Genomic DNA, 21288 nt, shown 5'->3' with positions numbered 1-21288 from the left:
CCGGTTTTATTTATCGTATAGATTTTTTTCGTTTTATCAATAATAACAATAAACTGATTCCAATAAAGACAAACGGCCAATACTCCTTCAGAAGCGCTGTTGGAATATGCGCAGACTCAAGCCATGCCATAATTTGTTTGAAAAAGTACAAAAACAGGGAAAAACAAATCATCGACACAGCTTCATATACATATTCTTTTTTTTGAACGGCTGAAACGAGAAGTGAGAAGCCGATCATAAAGAGGAGCATTTCAAAATCATCCGGCCACCATACCCATTTCGGCTTGGCAAAAAAGTGTAAACCGATCCCGAAGAGAAGTAAACCAATAAAAAAATGAGGTGTAACGGCTTCTTTTTTTCCTTGATATACAAAGGCTGCGCCTAACAGCATGAGGAGAACAGGCCATTGATCCTGCCCTGAAAATAGTTCGGCTTGGCCGCTTTCTAGCCATGCATATACAGAAGCGGCAAGCAGCAGACAAGGGAATAAAATTGATTTTTGTTTCATGCATATCACCTTCTTGTTTTTTAGAGCTGATGTGTAGTAAATTTCTGCTGTTTTTGGTATTGTCAATAGGAATGCTTCTTTTCCCTGAAGCTTTTTCTAATATAGCATAAGAATTTTAAAATCTGTTCACATTTTGTGAAAGAAACTATGTTATAATTATTATAAATAATGAGTTCTATGTTAGAATGATTATAAATTAAGATTCGGTGTTGGGGGTGTAATTAGAGCGATGCATATACTTGTTGTGGGAGTAGATTATAAATCCGCCCCTATTGAGATACGTGAAAAAGTAAGTTTTCAGCCGAATGAGCTGGCGGAAGCAATGGTGCAGCTGAAAGAAGAGAAAAGCATTCTTGAAAACATCATTGTCTCAACCTGCAACCGCACTGAAATTTATGCGGTAGTCGACCAGCTCCATACCGGCCGTTATTATATAAAAAAGTTTTTAGCTGATTGGTTTCAATTAAGCAAAGAAGAGCTGTCACCGTTCTTAACGTTTTATGAGAGCGATGCCGCTGTTGAGCATTTATTCCGTGTAGCCTGCGGACTTGACTCTATGGTGATTGGCGAAACGCAGATTCTCGGACAGGTACGCGACAGCTTTAAAACAGCTCAGCAAGAAAAAACGATCGGGACTATTTTTAATGAGCTGTTTAAGCAGGCGGTTACAGTGGGCAAACGGACTCACGCCGAAACAGACATTGGCTCAAATGCGGTGTCAGTAAGCTATGCTGCAGTTGAACTTGCTAAAAAAATCTTCGGGAATCTTTCAAGCAAGCACATATTGATTCTCGGTGCGGGAAAAATGGGCGAGCTTGCTGCGGAAAACCTGCACGGACAGGGAATCGGCAAGGTCACTGTCATTAACCGAACATACTTGAAAGCGAAGGAGCTTGCAGACCGTTTCTCAGGTGAAGCGAGAAGCTTGAATCAGCTTGAAAGCGCGCTTGCGGAGGCTGATATTTTAATCAGTTCAACCGGTGCAAGTGAATTTGTCGTGTCCAAAGAGATGATGGAAAACGCGAATAAGCTTCGCAAGGGACGTCCGCTGTTTATGGTCGACATTGCCGTGCCTAGAGATCTTGATCCGGCGCTGAATGATCTTGAAGGTGTTTTTCTTTATGATATCGACGATCTGGAAGGCATTGTAGAAGCGAACATGAAAGAACGGAGAGAAACAGCTGAAAAAGTTGAACTGTTAATTGAAGAAACCATTGTGGAATTTAAACAATGGATGAATACACTTGGTGTTGTGCCGGTTATTTCTGCATTGCGCGAAAAGGCGCTTGCCATCCAGTCAGAAACGATGGACAGCATTGAGCGTAAGCTGCCTCACTTAAGCACAAGAGAGAAAAAACTGTTGAACAAACACACCAAAAGTATTATTAACCAAATGCTTCGTGATCCGATTTTAAAGGTGAAAGAGCTTGCGGCAGATGCTGATTCTGAAGAAAAGCTTGCGTTGTTTATGCAGATTTTTGATATTGAAGAAGCTGCGGGCCGTCAAATGATGAAAACCGTTGAAAGCAGCCAGAAGGTCCACTCTTTTAAGAAGGCTGAATCAAAAGCGGGCTTTAGCCCACTTGTAAGTGAGTGAAAGCTGAATGATTGATACTGCAATGGCAAGACTTAATGAGGGGACAATCGTCATTTACGCGTTAAGTGTACTCTTTTATTTTATAGATTTTCTTCAACACAACCGGAAGGCTGGAAAAATGGCCTTCTGGTTGCTTTCTATTGTCTGGACTCTGCAAACCGTGTATTTAGCCTATTTTATGTGGGTGACGGGGCGGTTTCCGGTATTAAATGTGACGGAGGCGCTTTATTTTTATGCCTGGGTGCTTGTCACGCTGTCACTTGTACTGACAAAGCTTTTACGTGTTGACTTTATCGTGTTTTTTACAAATGTTATAGGATTTTCTATGATCGCCATTCACACATTTTCACCGACAGAGCAGCAGTCAGCTGCTTTTTCCGGGCAGCTTGTATCCGAGCTTTTGGTGATCCATATTACAATGGCGATTCTTTCATACGGCGCTTTTTCCCTTTCTTTCGTTTTTTCTGTGCTATATATGTTTCAATATCATCTGCTGAAAAAGAAAAAGTGGGGAAAATGGCTGTTGAGAATAGAAGATTTATCTAAGCTTGATTATATGGCGTATGTTTTAAATGTCATTGGGGTTCCGATGCTGCTGCTGAGTTTGATTCTCGGCGTCATTTGGGCATATGTCTCACTAGAAACGCTGTATTGGTTTGACGCCAAAGTGCTTGGTTCGTTTGTCGTCCTGCTGCTGTACAGCTATTATCTTTATATCAGGCTGATTAAAGAGCTGCAAGGAAAGGTCGCTGCACTGTGGAATACGGCTTGTTTTCTGGTGCTGATGATCAATTATTTCCTGCTTGGAAGCCTGTCGCAATTCCATTGGTTCAGTTAAACGATGTCCCAAGCAGATTCGGGAGGAAAGAAATGATGAGAACGATTAAAGTAGGTTCCAGACGAAGCAAACTCGCTATGACTCAAACAAAATGGGTTATTCAAAAACTGAAGGAAATCAATCCTTTGTTTGCTTTTGAAATTAAAGAGATCGTGACAAAGGGCGACCGGATTGTCGATGTTACACTCTCAAAAGTGGGTGGAAAAGGGCTGTTTGTCAAAGAAATTGAACAGGCGCTTTTAAACGAAGAGATTGATATGGCAGTGCACAGCATGAAGGACATGCCTGCTGTTTTGCCTGAAGGCCTTGTGATCGGCTGTATTCCTGAACGGGAAGATCCTCGTGATGCCCTTATTTCAAAGAATCGCGTAAAGCTTTCAGAAATGAAGGAAGGTGCTGTCATTGGCACAAGCAGTTTAAGAAGAAGCGCGCAGCTTTTGATTGAGCGCCCTGACCTTACAATTAAATGGATTAGAGGTAATATAGATACAAGACTTCAAAAGCTGGAAACAGAGGATTATGACGCGATTATTTTAGCGGCTGCCGGCCTTTCTAGAATGGGTTGGAAGCAAGATGTCGTAACCGAATTCCTTGAGCCTGAGCGCTGTTTGCCTGCTGTGGGGCAGGGAGCACTGGCGATTGAGTGCCGAGAATCGGATGAAGAGCTGTTGGCGTTGTTTTCTCAGTTTACAGATGAATATACAAAACGGACTGTCTTAGCGGAACGTGCTTTTTTAAACACGATGGAGGGCGGCTGCCAGGTTCCGATCGCAGGCTACTCCGTGTTAAATGGACAGGATGAAATTGAAATGACAGGTCTTGTCGCTTCACCTGACGGCAAAATCATTTTTAAAGAAACCGTCACCGGAAACGATCCGGAGGAAGTAGGAAAGCGCTGTGCCGCTCTTATGGCTGACAAAGGAGCAAAAGATTTAATTGATCGTGTAAAACGGGAGCTTGATGAGGATGGAAAATGATTTTCCGTTGAAAGGAAAAACAGTGCTTGTCACCCGGAATAAGGCACAGGCAACATCATTTCAGCAAAAAGTGGAGGCGCTTGGCGGTAAAGCTGTTTTAACCTCTTTGATTACGTTTCGCCGCGCTTTGCCGAATGATGTTGCGGAACAGGTAAGAGAGGATCTTGCCGCGCCAGGCTGGCTTGTTTTTACAAGTGTGAACGGGGCAGACTTCTTTTTTTCTTATCTGAAGGAAAATCAGCTTATTCTCCCTGCGCATAAAAAAATTGCAGCCGTCGGTGAAAAAACCGCCCGCCGTTTAAAAACGCATAACGTATCGGTTGATGTGATGCCACAGGAGTATATTGCTGAACAATTGGCTGACGCTCTTAAGCAGCATGTTGAACCGGGGGAGCCCATTACCGTGATGAAAGGGAATTTGTCACGTGATGTGATAAAACAAGAGCTTGTCCCGCTCGGTTTTGAAGTAAAGGAATGGGTTCTCTACGAAACGATTCCGGATGAAGAAGGCATTGAGGCACTGAAAGACGCTGCGGGTCAATATTCCTTTGACTATGTAACATTTACGAGTTCATCAACCGTACATACGTTTATGCATGTCTTGGGAGAAGAATTAAAAAAGTGGAAGGCGAATGGGACGGCCTGTATCAGCATTGGGCCTTTAACAAGTGATGCCCTTCTGACGTACGGCATCACATCGCATACGCCTGATACATTTACAATAGATGGCATGCTTGAATTAATGTGCAGCATGTCAAGAGAGGAAGAGAGAATATGAGTCAATCATTTAATAGACACCGCCGCCTGCGGACATCAAAAGCAATGAGAGAAATGGTAAAGGAAACACGTTTGCATCCATCAGATTTTATTTATCCGATTTTTGTCGTTGAAGGGCTGGAAGGCAAAAAAGCTGTTCCGTCAATGCCTGATGTTTACCATGTATCATTAGATTTATTGAAGGATGAATTAGCGGAGCTGGTCAAACTGGGCATTCAATCTGTTATCGTGTTCGGCATCCCGGAAGAAAAAGATGATTGCGGAACACAAGCGTACCATGATCACGGAATTGTCCAAAAAGCCATCACAGAAATTAAAGAACACTTCCCTGAAATGGTTGTTGTCGCTGACACGTGCCTGTGCGAATACACAGACCACGGCCATTGCGGACTTGTCAAAGACGGGGTCATCCTCAATGATGAATCGCTGGAGCTTTTGGCGCAGACAGCTGTCAGCCAAGCGAAAGCAGGTGCGGATATCATTGCGCCATCAAACATGATGGACGGATTTGTTACAGTGATCAGAGAAGCACTTGATAAAGAAGGATTCGTCAATATTCCAATCATGTCTTACGCTGTGAAATATTCAAGTGAGTTTTACGGTCCGTTCCGTGATGCAGCAAACAGCACACCGCAATTCGGAGACCGCAAAACATATCAGATGGACCCTGCCAACCGTATGGAGGCACTCCGCGAAGCACAATCAGATGTCGAGGAAGGCGCGGACTTTTTGATTGTCAAACCTTCGCTTTCTTATATGGATATCATGCGTGACGTAAAAAATGAGTTTACTTTGCCGCTCGTCGCTTATAATGTAAGCGGAGAGTATTCAATGGTGAAGGCTGCAGCGCAGAACGGCTGGATCAAAGAAAAAGAAATTGTGTTGGAAATTTTGACAAGCATGAAGCGCGCGGGTGCCGACCTGATTATTACGTATCATGCGAAAGACGCAGCGAAATGGCTTGTGGAGTAATTTTATTCAGTTGACAGGAGTTGAGGCAGATGAGAAGCTATGAAAAATCAAAAACGGCTTTTAAAGAAGCGCAAAAACTCATGCCGGGCGGTGTGAACAGTCCCGTTCGCGCATTTAAATCGGTAGACATGGACCCGATTTTTATGGAACGCGGAAAAGGCTCGAAAATCTTTGATATTGACGGGAATGAATATATTGACTACGTCTTGTCATGGGGGCCTTTAATTTTAGGGCATACAAATGACCGTGTCGTAGAAAGCCTCAAAAAAGTGGCTGAATACGGGACAAGCTTCGGTGCTCCGACTGAAGTGGAAAATGAACTGGCTAAGCTCGTCATTGATCGTGTGCCATCTGTAGAAATTGTACGAATGGTAAGCTCCGGAACAGAGGCTACAATGAGTGCCCTCCGTTTGGCAAGGGGCTATACGGGCCGCAACAAGATTTTAAAATTTGAGGGCTGCTACCACGGGCACGGCGATTCTCTCTTGATTAAAGCTGGTTCAGGTGTTGCCACTCTCGGTCTGCCTGACAGCCCGGGGGTGCCTAAAGGCATTGCGAAAAACACCATCACCGTTCCGTACAATGATTTAGAAAGTGTAAAGCTTGCTTTCCAGCAATTCGGTGAAGACATTGCGGGAGTCATTGTAGAGCCAGTTGCCGGAAATATGGGTGTTGTTCCGCCGCAAGAAGGTTTCCTGCAGGGTCTGCGTGATATCACTGAGCAGTACGGCTCCCTGCTGATTTTTGATGAAGTGATGACAGGCTTCCGGGTCGATTATAACTGCGCTCAAGGCTACTTCGGCGTAACGCCTGATCTGACTTGTTTAGGAAAAGTAATTGGGGGCGGACTTCCTGTCGGCGCTTATGGCGGAAAGGCAGAAATCATGGAGCAGATCGCTCCAAGCGGTCCGATCTATCAAGCTGGTACATTGTCAGGCAACCCGCTTGCAATGACGGCTGGCTTAGAGACATTGAAACAGCTGACACCTGATTCCTACAAGAATTTCATCAAAAAAGGCGACAGACTGGAAGAAGGGATTTCAAAAGCCGCCGAGGCACATGGCATTCCGCATACCTTTAACCGTGCAGGTTCGATGATCGGTTTCTTCTTTACAAACGAACCAGTCATCAATTATGAAACAGCGAAATCATCTGATTTGAAGCTGTTCGCAAGCTATTATAAGGGGATGGCAAATGAAGGGGTATTCCTTCCGCCATCACAATTCGAAGGTCTTTTCCTCTCAACGGCCCATACTGATGAAGATATTGAAAACACAATCCAGGCAGCTGAGAAAGTATTTGCTGAGATCAGCCGCAGATAAGAGTGAAAACCGGTATCAAGGACTCCTTGTGCCGGTTTTTTCGTGCTCTCCCACTCATATTTTCTCCAGTTCATACATACACCTTTAGTGACATCTAATTTTAAGGATTAGATGAAAGGAGGATATGAACTTGCCGCAAAATCATCGATTGCAATTTTCTGTAGAAGAATCGATCTGTTTCCAAAAAGGACAGGAAGTTTCTGAACTGCTTTCTATTTCATTAGATCCTGATATTAGGGTTCAGGAAGTAAATGATTATGTATCAATCATAGGATCGCTTGAACTTACAGGTGAGTACAACATAGATCAAAACAAACATACCGAAGAGATTTATACAGATAAGCGGTTTGTTGAACAAGTTAGAAAGAGAGAGGATGGAAGTGCGGAACTGACTCACTGTTTTCCTGTGGATATTACCATTCCGAAAAATAAAGTGAGCCATTTACAGGATGTCTTCGTCTTTATTGACGCATTTGACTATCAATTGACGGATTCGCGCATTTTAACAATTCAAGCTGATTTAGCGATCGAAGGGCTTCTGGACGATACGCAAGACAAAGAGCAGGAGATACCTTTATATGAAGCTCCTGCGGCATTCAGGGAGGAAGAGCTTTCAGAGCCGCCGGCACATAGTGTAGTAGAAGAACCGGGTGCATCATCGGCAGAGGAAGCAGTTATTCAGCATGAACCGCCAGCCGAACCGCCAGAACTTTTTATCTCGAAAGCGGGGCTCCGTGAAGAACTGGAGACAGAAAAAGCAGAATCTGAGCCGCCTGAATCGGTTGCTTCAGAACCAGAGGCCAGAGAAGATGTGAAAGAGGAAGAAGAGTCAGAAGAGCTTGCTGTGCCGGAAACGGAGGTTCGTGCTGAATCGGAAACAGAAGAATCTGAGCCAGAACCTGATCCTTCAGAAATAGAGATTCAAGAGATCGTTAAAGCAAAAAAAGAAACGGCAGAGCCGGCAGCTGCAATAGCGGATGTTCGTGAAGAAGCAGACGCTCCAGCGGAGACTGAGCTTCGTGAACACGCTGGAGCAGAAGAATCGCCTGCTTTGGAAGCTGAGCTTCATTCAGAGACTGTGATTGCTGAGGAAAAAACGGAAACAACAGTGTCTCCCAATCATGAATATGCGCTGCGCCAAGAGGCTCAAAATGAAGAAGCAGCTCAATCGGATCAGGCTGATCCTGCGCTTTGCCAAGAAGAGGCGGAACCGGATGAAGCTTTGGAGATTGTATCAGAGGCCACTCTCTCCATAGAAGATAGCAGAGAAACAGCTTCAGCTGTATATGTGGAGAATGACAAAGCCGATTTACATTTCCATTTCAACCAAAAAACAAGCTCGGAGGAGGCATCTCAAGAAGAATTGCCTGAACCGGCATACCGTACCTTCCTGCCTGAACAAGAAGAGGAGGATTCTTTTTATTCAGCGCCTAAGCTGCTGGAGGAGGAAGAACAAGAGGAAGAGAGCTTCGAAATTGAAGTGAGAAAAACACCATCAGCTGAAGAGCCTAAGGAAGAAACACCTTTTCAATCCTTCCAGCTGCCTGAATCTTCTGAGACTGAAAGGAAGGAAACGGATGCTGTTCCTAGGGTTGCTCCTGCTGCTGAAACGAAGGAACCTCAAACAAAGGAAAGTGATAATTCTCTTTATTTAACCAAACTCTTTACAAAAGAAGCGGATGAGTTTTCAAGAATGAAAATTTGTATTGTGCAGCAGGAAGATACGATCGAGCGTTTATGCGAACGGTATGAAATTACATCCCAGCAGCTGATCAGGATGAATTCTTTAGCCTTGGATGATGAATTAAAAGCAGGACAGATTCTCTATATTCCTCAATATAAAAATAGCCATGCGTAAACCGTAAGTGATCGGAAAATGTGGTGAATGAAATGGAAGATACCCAATCGGTTCTTCAGGAATACGGACTGACTGCTCAATTTATTGAGCCTGTCAGTCCTCTTGTTTGGAAAGTGTATACAGACTACGGCATATTTGCCCTGAAAAAATTGAAAGAGGGTCGCGGCAAGCATTTTACAGATCATATGGTGGCGATTGAGGAAAAAGGCTTTCGTTCATTCGTTCCCGTTTACAGAACAAATAGCGGTGAGTTTTTCTCAGCAGGCATACAATACGGAGATACCTACTATTTAATGCCTTGGCTCCAATTTGACCAAGAGGAAGAGCGGGATCAGAAGCATGCTTATTTATTTAGAGAAACAGCCCGTCTTCACGAGAGAACCGCACAGGAACTAAAGGTTAGACGTGATGAGATTGAACGTTATTACGGGCAAACGAAAAAAAATTGGGAACAAGATAAAATTTTCTATGAGCAGTTTGTGGATAGAGCGGAGAAGGAATGGTACCTTTCTCCTTTTGAACTCCAGGCCATAACCTATTTTTCAGAAACCATTTCCGCGGTGAATTTTGCGCTGGAACGGTTGGAGGACTGGTATGAGTCTGCAAAGGAAAAGGACGTTTCACGGGTTGTAATGAACCACGGCAGCCTGTCTATACACCATTTTCTGTATAATGATGCCGGGACCGGATATTTTACAAACTTCGAAAGAGCATCTGTCGGTCCGCCGCAAAACGACCTGCTCGGCTTTTATACAAAAATGTTCAGAGGCTTTCCGAAAGCTTGTCCGGAATGCGTCGAATGGTTTTATGGATATACGAAATCATTCCCTTTGCGTGAAGCGGAAGTCAGCCTTTTTCTCAGCTATATGGCATATCCGGCAGCCATGTACAAGGTGCTGAACGGTTATCAAACTGGGAAAAGACAGCATGAAAAAGAGGAATGTACACAATTATTAAAGGCTTATTGGCAAATGAAAAATATAGAGCCGTTTGTGATGAAAATTCATCAGATTGAACAAGAGAAAAAATTTCAGGCTGAAAACGAGTCCACGTCTTAATGGCGCGGACTTGTTTGTTTATATCCATTCTAAATGAAGGGCGCAAGCTAAAAAGATTAGGATTGCGAGCAGCAAAACATCAAAGGTTGTCGGAAAGAAAATGGTTCTGATTCCTTGAAAAATCGTAATGGGAATAATCACTTGTGCGGATACAAGCCGAATTTGCCTTACCCATGGCGGCAGCGAATAAGAGCTGAAACGTTTCTTCACGGTGCATCCTCCTCTACGCATTTACAAGCATCATATGTAAACTTGGGCAATAGGTGCCTGCCCATCTGTATAGAAAGCGGTGTTTTTGGAAAAGATGATTGACGAATCAAAAACACTTTTACTATAATAAAGAACATAAATAATGTATACAATGAGCTGATAAATACACCTGCTTAGAACGGGAAGAGTACAAAAAAGGCGCATGCAGAGAGAGAAGCCGTTTGCTGAAAGGCTTCTTATGTTGTCTGATTGGAAGGTCGCCCGGGAGCATAATTTCTTGAAAGAAGAGTAGAGAAATTCGGGAAACACCCGTTATCCGTTATAAGTGCATGAACTGATAGAGTTCATGAAAAAAGGTGGTACCGCGAAAGAGCTTTTCGTCCTTTTACAGGGATGAAGAGCTCTTTTTTCGTTCTCAGCCATTTTTAAACATGCTGGAGGGTTATGATGGAAACGAATGAACAAACAATGCCGACGAAATATGATCCGGCAGCGGTTGAAAAAGACCGATATGATTTTTGGCTAAAAGGCAAATTTTTTGAAGCGGGCAGTGACCAGACAAAAGAGCCATACTCTGTTGTCATCCCGCCGCCAAACGTAACAGGAAGACTTCACCTTGGCCACGCATGGGACACAACGCTGCAAGACATTGTAACAAGAATGAAACGCATGCAGGGCTATGATGTGCTGTGGCTTCCTGGCATGGACCACGCCGGCATCGCGACACAGGCTAAAGTAGAGGCGAAACTTCGTGAAGAAGGCAAATCCCGCTACGATTTAGGCCGTGAAAAATTCCTCGAAGAAACGTGGAAGTGGAAGGAAGAATATGCTGACTTTATTCGCAGCCAGTGGGCGAAATTAGGTCTTGGCCTAGATTATTCCCGTGAACGTTTTACGCTGGATGAAGGCTTGAGCAAAGCGGTAAGGGAAGTATTCGTTAAGCTTTATGAAAAAGGCCTGATCTACAGAGGCGAATATATTATTAACTGGGACCCAGCGACAAAAACAGCCCTATCCGACATTGAGGTGATTTACAAGGATGTTCAAGGCGCGTTCTATCATATGAGCTATCCGCTTGCTGACGGTTCAGGCTCAATTGAAATTGCGACGACACGTCCTGAAACAATGCTCGGTGATACAGCTGTTGCCGTTCACCCTGAAGACGAGCGCTATAAACACCTTATCGGAAAAACGGTGATCCTGCCGATTGTAAATCGTGAAATTCCGATTGTCGGTGATGACTATGTTGATATGGAATTTGGTTCAGGTGCCGTGAAAATTACGCCTGCTCATGATCCGAACGACTTCGAGCTTGGCAACCGCCACAATTTAGAACGCATTCTTGTCATGAATGAAGATGGCACGATGAATGAAAATGCGCTGCAATATCAAGGTATGGATCGTTTTGAATGCCGCAAAAAGCTCGTAAAAGATTTACAGGAGGCGGGAGTTCTCTTCAAGATCGAGGATCATATGCACTCTGTCGGCCATAGTGAACGAAGCGGGGCTGTTGTGGAGCCTTATCTTTCTACACAATGGTTTGTGCGCATGCAGCCGCTTGCTGATGCAGCGATTGAGTTGCAAAAGAAAGAAGAAAAGGTCAACTTTGTGCCTGACCGTTTCGAAAAAACGTATTTACACTGGATGGAAAACATTCGCGACTGGTGTATCTCCCGTCAATTGTGGTGGGGCCATCGTATTCCTGCCTGGTATCATAAAGAAACAGGCGAGCTATATGTCGGGCTTGAAGCGCCGGAAGACAGCGAAAATTGGGAACAGGATACAGACGTACTGGATACATGGTTCAGTTCTGCGCTATGGCCTTTCTCCACAATGGGCTGGCCTGATGTAACGGCTGAAGACTTTAAACGCTACTATCCGACAGATGTTCTCGTGACAGGGTACGATATCATTTTCTTCTGGGTATCACGCATGATTTTCCAAGGCATTGAATTTACAGGCGAGCGCCCGTTCAAAGATGTTTTAATCCACGGCTTAATCCGTGACGAGCAAGGCCGGAAAATGAGTAAATCTCTTGGCAACGGTGTCGACCCGATGGATGTGATTGACAAGTACGGAGCCGATTCTCTGCGTTATTTCCTTGCGACTGGAAGCTCTCCTGGCCAGGATCTGCGCTTCAGCTATGAAAAAGTGGAATCGACCTGGAATTTTGCCAATAAAATTTGGAACGCCTCCCGTTTTGCATTAATGAATATGGATGGCATGACGTACGATGAGCTTGATCTGTCAGGCGAAAAGTCAGTCGCTGACAAGTGGATTTTAACGCGATTAAATGAAACGATCGAGCACGTGACCCAGCTTGCTGATCGATATGAATTTGGTGAAGTAGGACGCCATTTATATAACTTTATCTGGGATGATTTCTGTGATTGGTATATTGAAATGGCGAAGCTTCCGCTTTATGGAGAAGACGAAGCGGCTAAGAAAACTACCCGTTCCATCCTTGCTTACGTACTTGATCAAACGATGCGTCTGCTCCATCCGTTTATGCCATTCTTAACGGAGGAAATTTGGCAGCACCTTCCTCACCAAGGGGAATCGATTACAGTAAGTCAATGGCCTGTAGTAGTGCCGGAGCATACCGATACTGAAGCGGCAGCTGACATGAAGCTTCTTGTTGAGCTGATCCGTTCTGTGCGTAATATCCGCAGTGAAGTCAATACGCCAATGAGCAAGCAGGTTGAACTATATATTAAAACAAGCACAGACGAAATAGCGGCCCGCCTCGAAGCGAACCGTTCATATGTTGAACGTTTTACGAATCCGAGCGTGCTTAAAATCGGCACCGATATTGAGGCTGTTGATAAGGCGATGACGGCCGTTGTCTCAGGAGCAGAGGTTATTCTTCCGCTTGAAGGCTTAATCAATATTGATGAAGAAATTGCCCGTCTGCAAAAAGAATTTGATAAACTGACAAAAGAAGTTGAGCGTGTCCAAAAGAAACTTGGAAATGAAGGATTTATGAAAAAAGCGCCTGCACACGTAATTGATGAAGAACGTGAAAAAGAAAAAGATTATGTGGCGAAGCGTGACGCTGTTCAAAAACGAATGGCTGAGCTGAAGGGTTAATGAAAAGCCGGGGCGGTTTCTAGAGAAACCGCCTTGTCTTATAAAAGAGGGGATTATCATTGTTTACTGCATATCAAGATGCGCGCAGCTGGATTCACGGGAGGCTGAAATTCGGGGTGAAGCCCGGACTTGGCCGAATGAAACAGCTGATGGCGCGGTTAGGACATCCTGAAAAAAAAATCCGGGCGTTCCACGTCGCAGGAACAAACGGTAAAGGATCAACTGTCGCTTTTATCCGTTCTATGCTGCAGGAAGCCGGATATACGGTTGGAACATTTACATCGCCTTATATTATTACGTTTAATGAACGGATCAGCGTAAACGGGATACCGATTTCAGATGAGGAATGGACAGCACTTGTCAATCAAATGAAACCGCACGTTGAAGCCCTTGATCAAACGGAATACGGACAGCCGACAGAATTTGAAATTATGACAGCTTGTGCATTTTTATATTTCGCAGAGTTTCATAAGGTCGATTTTGTTATTTTTGAAACAGGTCTGGGCGGTAGATTCGATTCTACTAATGTGGTTGAACCGCTCTTAACTGTGATTACAAGCATCGGACACGATCATATGAACATTTTGGGAAACACCATTGAAGAAATTGCAGGAGAAAAGGCCGGTATTATTAAAGAAGGTATTCCAATCGTTACAGCAGTTACCCAGCCGGAAGCTTTACAGGTCATCCGCCATGAAGCTCAACGGCATGCTGCGCCGTTCCAGTCATTGCATGATGCATGTGTTATTTTCAATGAAGAGGCTCTGCCTGCAGGAGAACAGTTTTCATTCAAAACGGAAGAGAAATGCTATGAAGATATTCGGACATCTCTGATTGGCACCCATCAAAGACAAAATGCTGCTTTGTCCATTTTGGCTGCGGAGTGGCTCAATAAGGAGAATATTGCCCATATCAGTGACGAAGCGTTAAGGAGAGGGCTTGTGAATGCTGCTTGGCCGGGACGGTTAGAGCTTGTTCAGGAGCATCCTCCGGTATATTTAGACGGTGCGCATAACGAAGAAGGTGTCGAAAAGCTGGCGGAAACGATGAAGCAGCGTTTCGCCAATTCACGCATTTCTGTGGTGTTTAGCGCGTTAAAGGACAAACCGTATCAGAACATGATTAAAAGACTGGAAACCATTGCTCATGCGATTCATTTTGCTTCTTTTGATTTCCCGCGTGCTTCTCTTGCAAAAGATCTCTATGATGCAAGTGAAATCAGCAATAAAAGCTGGAGTGAAGATCCAGACGATGTGATCAAATTCATAGAAAGTAAAAAGGGCTCAAATGAAATTGTGCTGATTACCGGATCTCTTTACTTTATTTCTGACATTCGCAAAAGGTTGAAATAAAAGCATCCGGCTCCGGCAGAATCAAAAAAAGATTCTGCCGTTTTTTTTATGTGTAAAATTGAATATCCCCAATTGGAGCTCAGGATGCTCATTTTGCTACAATCCATACCAGAACTCAATGAGTAAAGGTGTGTTGTCTATGCTATCCATTCTTTTTATCTTCGGGCTTATCCTTGGTTCTTTTTACTATACGGCCGGGTGCCGTATCCCCTTACATCTATCTATTATTACGCCCCGTTCATCATGCCCGTTTTGCCGGCGGACATTAACTTCTGCAGAATTAATTCCCATCCTGTCATTCCTATTTCAAAAAGGTAAATGTAAAAGCTGCGGGCATAGAATTTCTTTTATGTATCCCGCAGCAGAGCTTGTGTCAGCGTGTTTATTTGCCGCCGCAGGAATACGCTTTGGCACGTCGCTGGAACTGTTTCCCGCTGTGGTGTTTATCTCTCTTCTCATTATTGTTGCAGTGACAGATATTCATTTTATGCTGATTCCAAACCGAATATTGATTTTCTTTCTTCCCTTTTTGGCGGCCGCGAGAGTGATTTCTCCGCTTGATTCCTGGTATGCAGGCCTGTTAGGTGCGGCAGCCGGATTTCTATTTCTGGCTGTAATTGCCGCAATCACCCATGGGGGAGTAGGGGGAGGAGATATTAAATTATTTGCGGTGATTGGCTTTGTGCTTGGTGTGAAGATGCTGGCAGCTGCCTTTTTCTTTTCTGTTTTGATAGGTGCATTATATGGAGCGGCAGCTGTTCTGACTGGTAGACTCGCTAAAAGGCAGCCGCTTCCCTTCGCCCCCGCTATAGCCGCAGGGAGCATTTTAGCCTATTTATACGGTGACTCTATCATTTCTTTTTATATCAAAATGGCATTGGGCTGACTGCTGAAAAATTTGACGAACGTTTTTTGGACAAGGCGACAAAAGTCTTGTTCTTTTTTTCTTTGCCTGTGCTAAAGTGTGTAGCATGAAAAGCCGACAAGAACGGTCAAGCAAATGAAGGGAGGAAGCGGAATTGAAAAAAAGAAAGAATAAAAAAAACAGTAAAGCCGCAGAAAAAGCCCTCAAGGTGACGATTAATGGAAAAGAAGAGACGGTTTACGAACAAGAGACGCCTGAGACAGAGGCGGATAAAAGCATGACATTTTCAAATTGGGAGGAAAAAAGACAGGCAGAACAAGAGGTTGCGGCATCCCAGGAACATCCTGATGAAGATGAATTCAATTGGGATTCCGAGGAGGACAAGGTGTTTAAAGAGGATCCAAAAGTTGTTCCTCCTTTTCAAAAGAAAAAAACAAAGCTTTATGCAAAAGGAAAGACCGGGGCTGCCAAACCGGTAAAAAGAGTGGCCGCGACGATTGCCTTCGCGGCTGTCATTGGCACTGGATTAGGGTTATTCGCGTTAAACATATCGGGGAATAAAGAAGCGTCAGCACCGGCCTCTTTAGAGGATTCTTTAGGCAGCCAAGCGGCAAAAGCAGGGGATACTTCAACTGAAAAACAAACTTCAGGCACAGAAAAACAAGCGGCGCAAACTGAAGGTACATATAAAACATACGCTGTACAAGCCGGAAAATTTTCAAATGAAAAGGGTGCCGAAACGTTAACAGAACAATTGACCGAAAAAGGATATTCCGCCGTGTCACTGTCAAAGGATGACGGGTATACGTATGTCATCGCGGGCTTAGCCAGTGATAAGGATGTCTCACAGCAGTTAGGACAGGTTTTAATCGACAGTGATTTTGAAGCCTGGGGAGGCAAGGAGCTTTCTTTATCAATAGAGTCAGATATGACAGATTCTTTTAAGGAAACAGCGGAAGTTGCAGCAAAGGCGATTCTCGGCGAAGACATTACAAAAGCGAGTATAGAGAAAATAGAAAAGTCGCTTGGTGAAACAAAAGCGTCAGAAACAGAAGAGAAAAAAGCGATTTTGCAGGCTTTAAAGGAATTAGAGGATCCAAGTGCTGAAGCCGGGTGGAAGGCTCAGCAGGAGCTGTTAGCCGTCGTAAAATAAGAGATAGTGCCCTGAGCCTTCGTCCTTTAGTGACAGGCTTTTTTTATTTTGTCATGAAAAAGTTATTTTTCTGAAATTGTGACAAGCCTCGTGATTTGGTAGGATAAACGAGTATCTTTTTTTCTTAAGCAAACCCTGAAAGGATGACGAACATGACAAAACCGCTAATACTTGCATCACAATCTCCGCGCAGGAAAGAACTCCTCGATCTTCTCCAGCTGCCCTACTCCATTATTGTCAGTGAAGTAGAAGAAAAATTAAATCGAAACTTTTCACCAGAAGAAAACGTCCAATGGTTGGCAAAACAAAAAGCTAAGGCTGTAGCTGATCTCCACCCGCATGCAATCGTTATCGGTGCTGATACAATGGTATGCCTTGACGGCGAATGTCTTGGCAAACCGCAGGATCAAGAAGAAGCTGCTTCTATGCTGCGGAGGCTTTCAGGCCGAAGTCACTCAGTAATAACCGCGGTCAGCATTCAAGCTGAAAATCACAGCGAGACTTTTTATGATAAGACAGAAGTTGCGTTTTGGTCCCTCAGTGAAGAAGAGATTTGGACGTATATTGAAACAAAAGAGCCGATGGATAAAGCAGGTGCATACGGCATCCAAGGAAGAGGCGCGCTTTTTGTAAAGAAAATAGACGGAGATTATTATTCAGTCATGGGCCTTCCTATATCAAAAACAATGAGAGCTCTTCGCCATTTTGATATAAGGGCATGACGGTTCTATAAACGGGAAGGGAAAGAAAAGGAGTGCTTGGTCATACACGATCTGCCATTAAAACTCAAAGATTTCCCAATCAAAGAAAAGCCAAGAGAACGGCTTCTGAAAGTCGGAGCCGAGAACTTAGCGAACCATGAACTTTTGGCTATATTATTGCGGACAGGGACTAAACACGAATCTGTTTTGGACCTGTCAAACCGGCTGCTGCGCTCATTTGACGGGCTGCGCCTGCTCAAGGAAGCATCGGTTGAAGAGCTGTCAAGCATCCCGGGAATCGGTATGGTAAAAGCGATTCAAATACTGGCTGCAGTTGAGCTTGGAAGCCGGATTCATAAATTAGCCAACGAAGAACATTTCGTTATTCGCTCCCCGGAAGACGGCGCTAATCTTGTCATGGAGGATATGCGCTTTTTAACCCAGGAGCATTTTGTCTGTTTATACTTAAATACAAAAAATCAAGTCATCCATAAACGCACCGTATTTATCGGAAGCCTGAATTCATCTATTGTCCACCCGCGAGAGGTGTTTAAAGAAGCGTTTAAACGATCTGCCGCCTCCTTTATTTGTGTTCATAATCATCCTTCTGGAGATCCGACGCCGAGCAGGGAAGATATTGAAGTGACAAGACGGCTGTTTGAATGCGGAAACCTGATTGGCATCGAGCTGCTTGACCATTTGGTGATCGGGGATAAAAAATTTGTGAGTTTAAAGGAAAAAGGATATTTGTAACACTTTTTTTTTCGTCGAATTAAGCTATAATAGAGTTTATGAGTTTTTCCCTTTAGGGTATTTTTGCTTTAAGAAAGGAAGATACATACATATGTTTGGAATTGGTGCTAGAGACCTTGGTATAGATCTTGGAACTGCGAATACGCTTGTTTTTGTAAAAGGAAAAGGAATTGTTGTGAGAGAGCCGTCAGTTGTCGCTTTGCAGACGGATACGAAATCGATTGTCGCTGTCGGAAATGATGCGAAAAATATGATTGGACGGACACCGGGCAACGTGGTGGCTCTTCGCCCGATGAAAGACGGCGTTATCGCTGATTATGAAACAACGGCGACGATGATGAAATATTACATCAATCAGGCCATAAAAAATAAAGGCATGTTTGCCAGAAAACCATATGTAATGGTATGTGTCCCATCAGGCATTACAGCTGTTGAAGAACGCGCTGTTATCGATGCGACAAGACAGGCTGGAGCGCGTGACGCGTATCCGATTGAAGAGCCTTTTGCCGCAGCAATCGGAGCCAATCTGCCAGTTTGGGAACCAACTGGAAGCATGGTTGTTGATATCGGGGGCGGTACGACAGAAGTTGCGATTATTTCCCTCGGAGGCATTGTAACGTCTCAGTCAATCCGTGTAGCCGGTGATGAGATGGATGACGCGATTATCAACTACATCAGAAAAACGTACAACCTGATGATCGGTGACCGTACGGCTGAAGCGATTAAAATGGAAATCGGATCTGCAGAAGCTCCTGAAGAATCCGACAACATGGAAATCCGCGGACGCGATTTGCTCACAGGTCTGCCGAAAACAATTGAAATTACAGGAAAAGAGATTTCTAATGCTCTACGCGACACTGTATCTACAATTGTCGAAGCAGTGAAGAGCACACTCGAAAAAACACCGCCTGAGCTTGCAGCAGATATCATGGACAGAGGTATAGTGTTAACCGGCGGCGGAGCGCTTTTGCGCAATTTGGACAAAGTCATCAGCGAAGAAACGAAAATGCCGGTCCTTATCGCCGAAGATCCGCTTGATTGTGTAGCGATCGGAACAGGGAAAGCACTGGAGCACATCCATCTTTTCAAAGGGAAAACTAGATAATCGGGAGTTCAATAGAAGAGGTGTAACACGATGCCGAATAAGCGGTTAATGCTATTACTTCTGTGTATTATCATATTGGTGGCTATGATTGGATTTTCGCTGAAGGGCGGCCGCAATACCACCTGGCCTGAGAAAGTGATCGGCGATACGACGGGAGTATTTCAAAATATTTTTCATACGCCTGCCGAATTTTTTGCAGGAATATTTGAGAACATCAATGATTTAAAAAACACATACAAAGAAAACGAGCGTCTAAGAGAAAAGCTTGACGGACAGACACAATATGAAGCCAAGCTTCAAGAGCTTGAAGAAGAAAACAAATCCTTGCGAGACGAGCTTGGCCATGTCAAATCGATTAAAGATTACAAGCCGATTTTAGCAACGGTCATCGCCAGAAGCCCTGATAATTGGGCGAAACAGGTCACCATTAACAAGGGGACTCAGCAAAACGTAGCGAAAGATATGGCCGTTACAAACGAAAAAGGCGCATTAATCGGCAAGATCAAAAGTTCCGGACTTAATAATTTTACGTCTACTGTTCAGCTTTTAAGCGATACTGACCGCAATAACAGAGTCGCGACGAAAATTTCCGGAAAAAAAGGAAGCAAAGGCTACGGCTTGATCGAAGGATATGACAAAGAGAAAAAACGTCTTAAGATGACAATTATTGAGCGTAAGGATAAACAAGACGTGAAAAAAGGCGATCTTATTGAAACATCAGGGACAGGCGGTGTTTTCCCAGAAGGGCTGACAATCGGTGAAGTGACTGATATCGAGTCAGATTCCTATGGACTAACGAAGGTTGCTTATGTAAAACCTGCGGCTGACCTTACCGATTTAAATAATGTGATCGTTGTTAACCGTGACGTGCCGACTGTCGATACAGAGGAGGAAGGATCGTGAAACGTTTCCTTCTCCCTTTCGTTATGATGCTTGTTTTTTCTGCGGAAAGCATTTTTACAGATTTGGTGCATTTTCCTTTCGTTACAGATGACCAAGTGCTCGCCCCGCGTTTTTTGATGCTTGTATTGATATTCATGTCGGCTTTTATCAACCAAAAACACGCGATGATTTACGGATTTATTTTTGGTTTTCTATATGACATGAACTATACAAGTCTATTAGGCGTTTACATGTTTGGTTTTGCAGGGCTATGCTATTTGGCTTCAAAAGCGTTTAAAGTGTTGCATACAAACGCATTTGTAGTGATATTGATAGCAGTTCTCGCTGTCTGTCTGCTCGAATTTTACGTATTCGGCATTCAGTCTTTGATTCATAAAGACATAATGACGTTTAACGGATTTGTGCTTGACCGGTTTATACCGACAATTTTATTAAATATTGCAGCAGCTCTTATTCTTGTTCTGCCATTTAGATTGTTTTTTATGAGTCTAAAGAAAGAATTGAGAGATGAGTAAAAAGGATTTTATCTTTTTTTGACGAAATGAGTATGTTGTTGAGGTGAATATTGTGAAGACCAAAAAGCAGCAATATGTAACAATAAAAGGAACAAAGAATGGACTAACATTGCATCTGGATGATGCGTGTTCTTTTGATGAGCTACTCGATGGTCTTCAGAATATGCTGTCAATTGAACAATATACCGATGGAAAAGGCCAGAAAATCAGCGTCCATGTTAAGCTGGGAAATCGCTTTTTATATAAGGAGCAAGAGGAACAGCTGACCGAATTGATTGCGTCAAAGAAAGATTTGTTTGTTCATTCTATTGACAGTGAAGTCATTACTAAAAAAGAAGCACAGCAGATAAGAGAGGAAGCCGAAATTATTTCTGTATCAAAAATTGTCCGTTCAGGCCAAGTGCTGCAGGTAAAAGGCGACTTGCTCCTGATCGGTGACGTGAATCCCGGCGGAACAGTCAGGGCCGGAGGGAACATTTTTGTTCTGGGCTCACTGAAAGGAATCGCGCATGCCGGATTTAATGGAAATAATCAAGCGGTCATCGCCGCCTCTGAAATGCTTCCGACACAATTAAGAATCAATCATGTGTTAAATCGCTCCCCAGACCACATTCAAAAAGGGAACGAAATGGAATGTGCTTATTTAGATACAGACGGAAATATGGTCATTGAACGCCTTCAACATTTGGCTCATTTAAGACCTGATCTAACAAGGCTTGAGGGAGGAATGTGAA

At 43.8% G+C, this 21288-nt stretch carries 20 protein-coding genes and 1 other annotated feature; of the genes, 18 read left to right on the top strand and 2 right to left on the bottom strand.

What is annotated here, in order from left to right; all coding sequences use genetic code 11:
* Positions 1–10: 10 nt before the first annotated feature.
* The gene (locus MHH79_RS14355; RefSeq protein WP_014477563.1) at positions 11–508 is read right to left on the bottom strand and encodes a hypothetical protein; all 498 of its coding nucleotides are present in this window, start codon (positions 506–508) and stop codon (positions 11–13) included.
* A 229-nt stretch (positions 509–737) separates the two neighbouring features.
* Between MHH79_RS14355 and hemA the strand changes: the two genes are divergently transcribed.
* From hemA to cotN, 8 genes are all read left to right on the top strand, one after another.
* A complete protein-coding gene (hemA, locus tag MHH79_RS14350; protein WP_004399038.1) occupies positions 738–2105 on the top strand; it encodes a glutamyl-tRNA reductase in 1368 nt (455 codons plus the stop codon).
* A 7-nt stretch (positions 2106–2112) separates the two neighbouring features.
* Positions 2113–2943, top strand: a complete 831-nt coding sequence (locus MHH79_RS14345) for a cytochrome c biogenesis protein (RefSeq protein WP_003222575.1) — start codon at positions 2113–2115, stop codon at positions 2941–2943.
* A gap of 32 nt (positions 2944–2975) precedes the next feature.
* Complete coding sequence (gene hemC / locus MHH79_RS14340) at positions 2976–3920, top strand: hydroxymethylbilane synthase (RefSeq protein ID WP_080467340.1); 945 nt, start codon at positions 2976–2978, stop codon at positions 3918–3920.
* Positions 3910–4698, top strand: coding sequence for a uroporphyrinogen-III synthase (gene hemD, locus MHH79_RS14335; RefSeq protein WP_063335544.1), 789 nt, complete (start codon positions 3910–3912; stop codon positions 4696–4698). The genes hemC and hemD overlap by 11 nt, the downstream gene beginning before the upstream one ends.
* Entirely contained in the window at positions 4695–5669 is a 975-nt protein-coding gene (gene hemB / locus MHH79_RS14330) for a porphobilinogen synthase (protein WP_340034675.1), read from the top strand. Before hemD ends, hemB begins: the two co-directional genes overlap by 4 nt.
* A gap of 29 nt (positions 5670–5698) precedes the next feature.
* Positions 5699–6991: a glutamate-1-semialdehyde 2,1-aminomutase gene (gene hemL / locus MHH79_RS14325; protein WP_340034674.1), complete on the top strand. Its 1293-nt coding sequence runs from the start codon at positions 5699–5701 to the stop codon at positions 6989–6991.
* Between the two features lie 130 nt (positions 6992–7121).
* On the top strand, positions 7122–8849 hold the full coding sequence (gene spoVID, locus MHH79_RS14320; RefSeq protein WP_340034673.1) for a spore coat morphogenetic protein SpoVID: 1728 nt from the start codon (positions 7122–7124) through the stop codon (positions 8847–8849).
* A 32-nt stretch (positions 8850–8881) separates the two neighbouring features.
* Positions 8882–9907: a spore coat protein CotN gene (gene cotN / locus MHH79_RS14315; RefSeq protein ID WP_063335541.1), complete on the top strand. Its 1026-nt coding sequence runs from the start codon at positions 8882–8884 to the stop codon at positions 9905–9907.
* Positions 9908–9925: 18 nt separating this feature from the next.
* Here cotN and MHH79_RS14310 read toward each other — a convergent pair whose 3' ends face one another.
* Complete coding sequence (locus MHH79_RS14310) at positions 9926–10117, bottom strand: hypothetical protein (RefSeq protein WP_003222590.1); 192 nt, start codon at positions 10115–10117, stop codon at positions 9926–9928.
* Positions 10118–10282: 165 nt separating this feature from the next.
* Positions 10283–10505: a binding site (T-box leader), on the top strand.
* 59 nt (positions 10506–10564) lie between these two features.
* Here MHH79_RS14310 and valS point away from each other — a divergent pair.
* The 10 genes from valS (at position 10565) to minC (ending at position 21287) form a co-directional block, all read left to right on the top strand.
* Complete coding sequence (valS, locus tag MHH79_RS14305) at positions 10565–13207, top strand: valine--tRNA ligase (RefSeq protein WP_017697542.1); 2643 nt, start codon at positions 10565–10567, stop codon at positions 13205–13207.
* A gap of 59 nt (positions 13208–13266) precedes the next feature.
* Positions 13267–14559, top strand: a complete 1293-nt coding sequence (locus tag MHH79_RS14300; RefSeq protein WP_063335539.1) for a folylpolyglutamate synthase/dihydrofolate synthase family protein — start codon at positions 13267–13269, stop codon at positions 14557–14559.
* A 139-nt stretch (positions 14560–14698) separates the two neighbouring features.
* Positions 14699–15445, top strand: a complete 747-nt coding sequence (locus tag MHH79_RS14295; protein ID WP_340034672.1) for an A24 family peptidase — start codon at positions 14699–14701, stop codon at positions 15443–15445.
* Between the two features lie 133 nt (positions 15446–15578).
* On the top strand, positions 15579–16577 hold the full coding sequence (gene spoIIB, locus MHH79_RS14290) for a stage II sporulation protein SpoIIB (RefSeq protein ID WP_063335537.1): 999 nt from the start codon (positions 15579–15581) through the stop codon (positions 16575–16577).
* 152 nt (positions 16578–16729) lie between these two features.
* Positions 16730–17299, top strand: a complete 570-nt coding sequence (locus tag MHH79_RS14285; RefSeq protein ID WP_004398496.1) for a Maf family nucleotide pyrophosphatase — start codon at positions 16730–16732, stop codon at positions 17297–17299.
* Positions 17300–17335: 36 nt separating this feature from the next.
* Complete coding sequence (gene radC / locus MHH79_RS14280) at positions 17336–18031, top strand: DNA repair protein RadC (protein ID WP_014480455.1); 696 nt, start codon at positions 17336–17338, stop codon at positions 18029–18031.
* Between the two features lie 91 nt (positions 18032–18122).
* A complete protein-coding gene (gene mreB, locus MHH79_RS14275; RefSeq protein WP_003229650.1) occupies positions 18123–19136 on the top strand; it encodes a cell shape-determining protein MreB in 1014 nt (337 codons plus the stop codon).
* Positions 19137–19166: 30 nt separating this feature from the next.
* Entirely contained in the window at positions 19167–20039 is an 873-nt protein-coding gene (mreC, locus tag MHH79_RS14270; protein ID WP_003222609.1) for a rod shape-determining protein MreC, read from the top strand.
* Entirely contained in the window at positions 20036–20554 is a 519-nt protein-coding gene (gene mreD / locus MHH79_RS14265) for a rod shape-determining protein MreD (protein ID WP_004398811.1), read from the top strand. The genes mreC and mreD overlap by 4 nt, the downstream gene beginning before the upstream one ends.
* A gap of 52 nt (positions 20555–20606) precedes the next feature.
* Positions 20607–21287 (top strand): septum site-determining protein MinC, encoded by a 681-nt coding sequence (gene minC, locus MHH79_RS14260; RefSeq protein ID WP_004398901.1) that lies wholly within the window; start codon positions 20607–20609, stop codon positions 21285–21287.
* The last annotated feature ends 1 nt before the right edge of the window (position 21288 follow it).

It is taken from the genome of Bacillus sp. FSL K6-0993, from assembly GCF_037977205.1.
Taxonomy (GTDB): domain Bacteria; phylum Bacillota; class Bacilli; order Bacillales; family Bacillaceae; genus Bacillus; species Bacillus subtilis.
The sequence above is the reverse complement of the archived record's forward strand: the minus strand, read 5'-3'. Positions and strand labels throughout refer to the sequence as shown.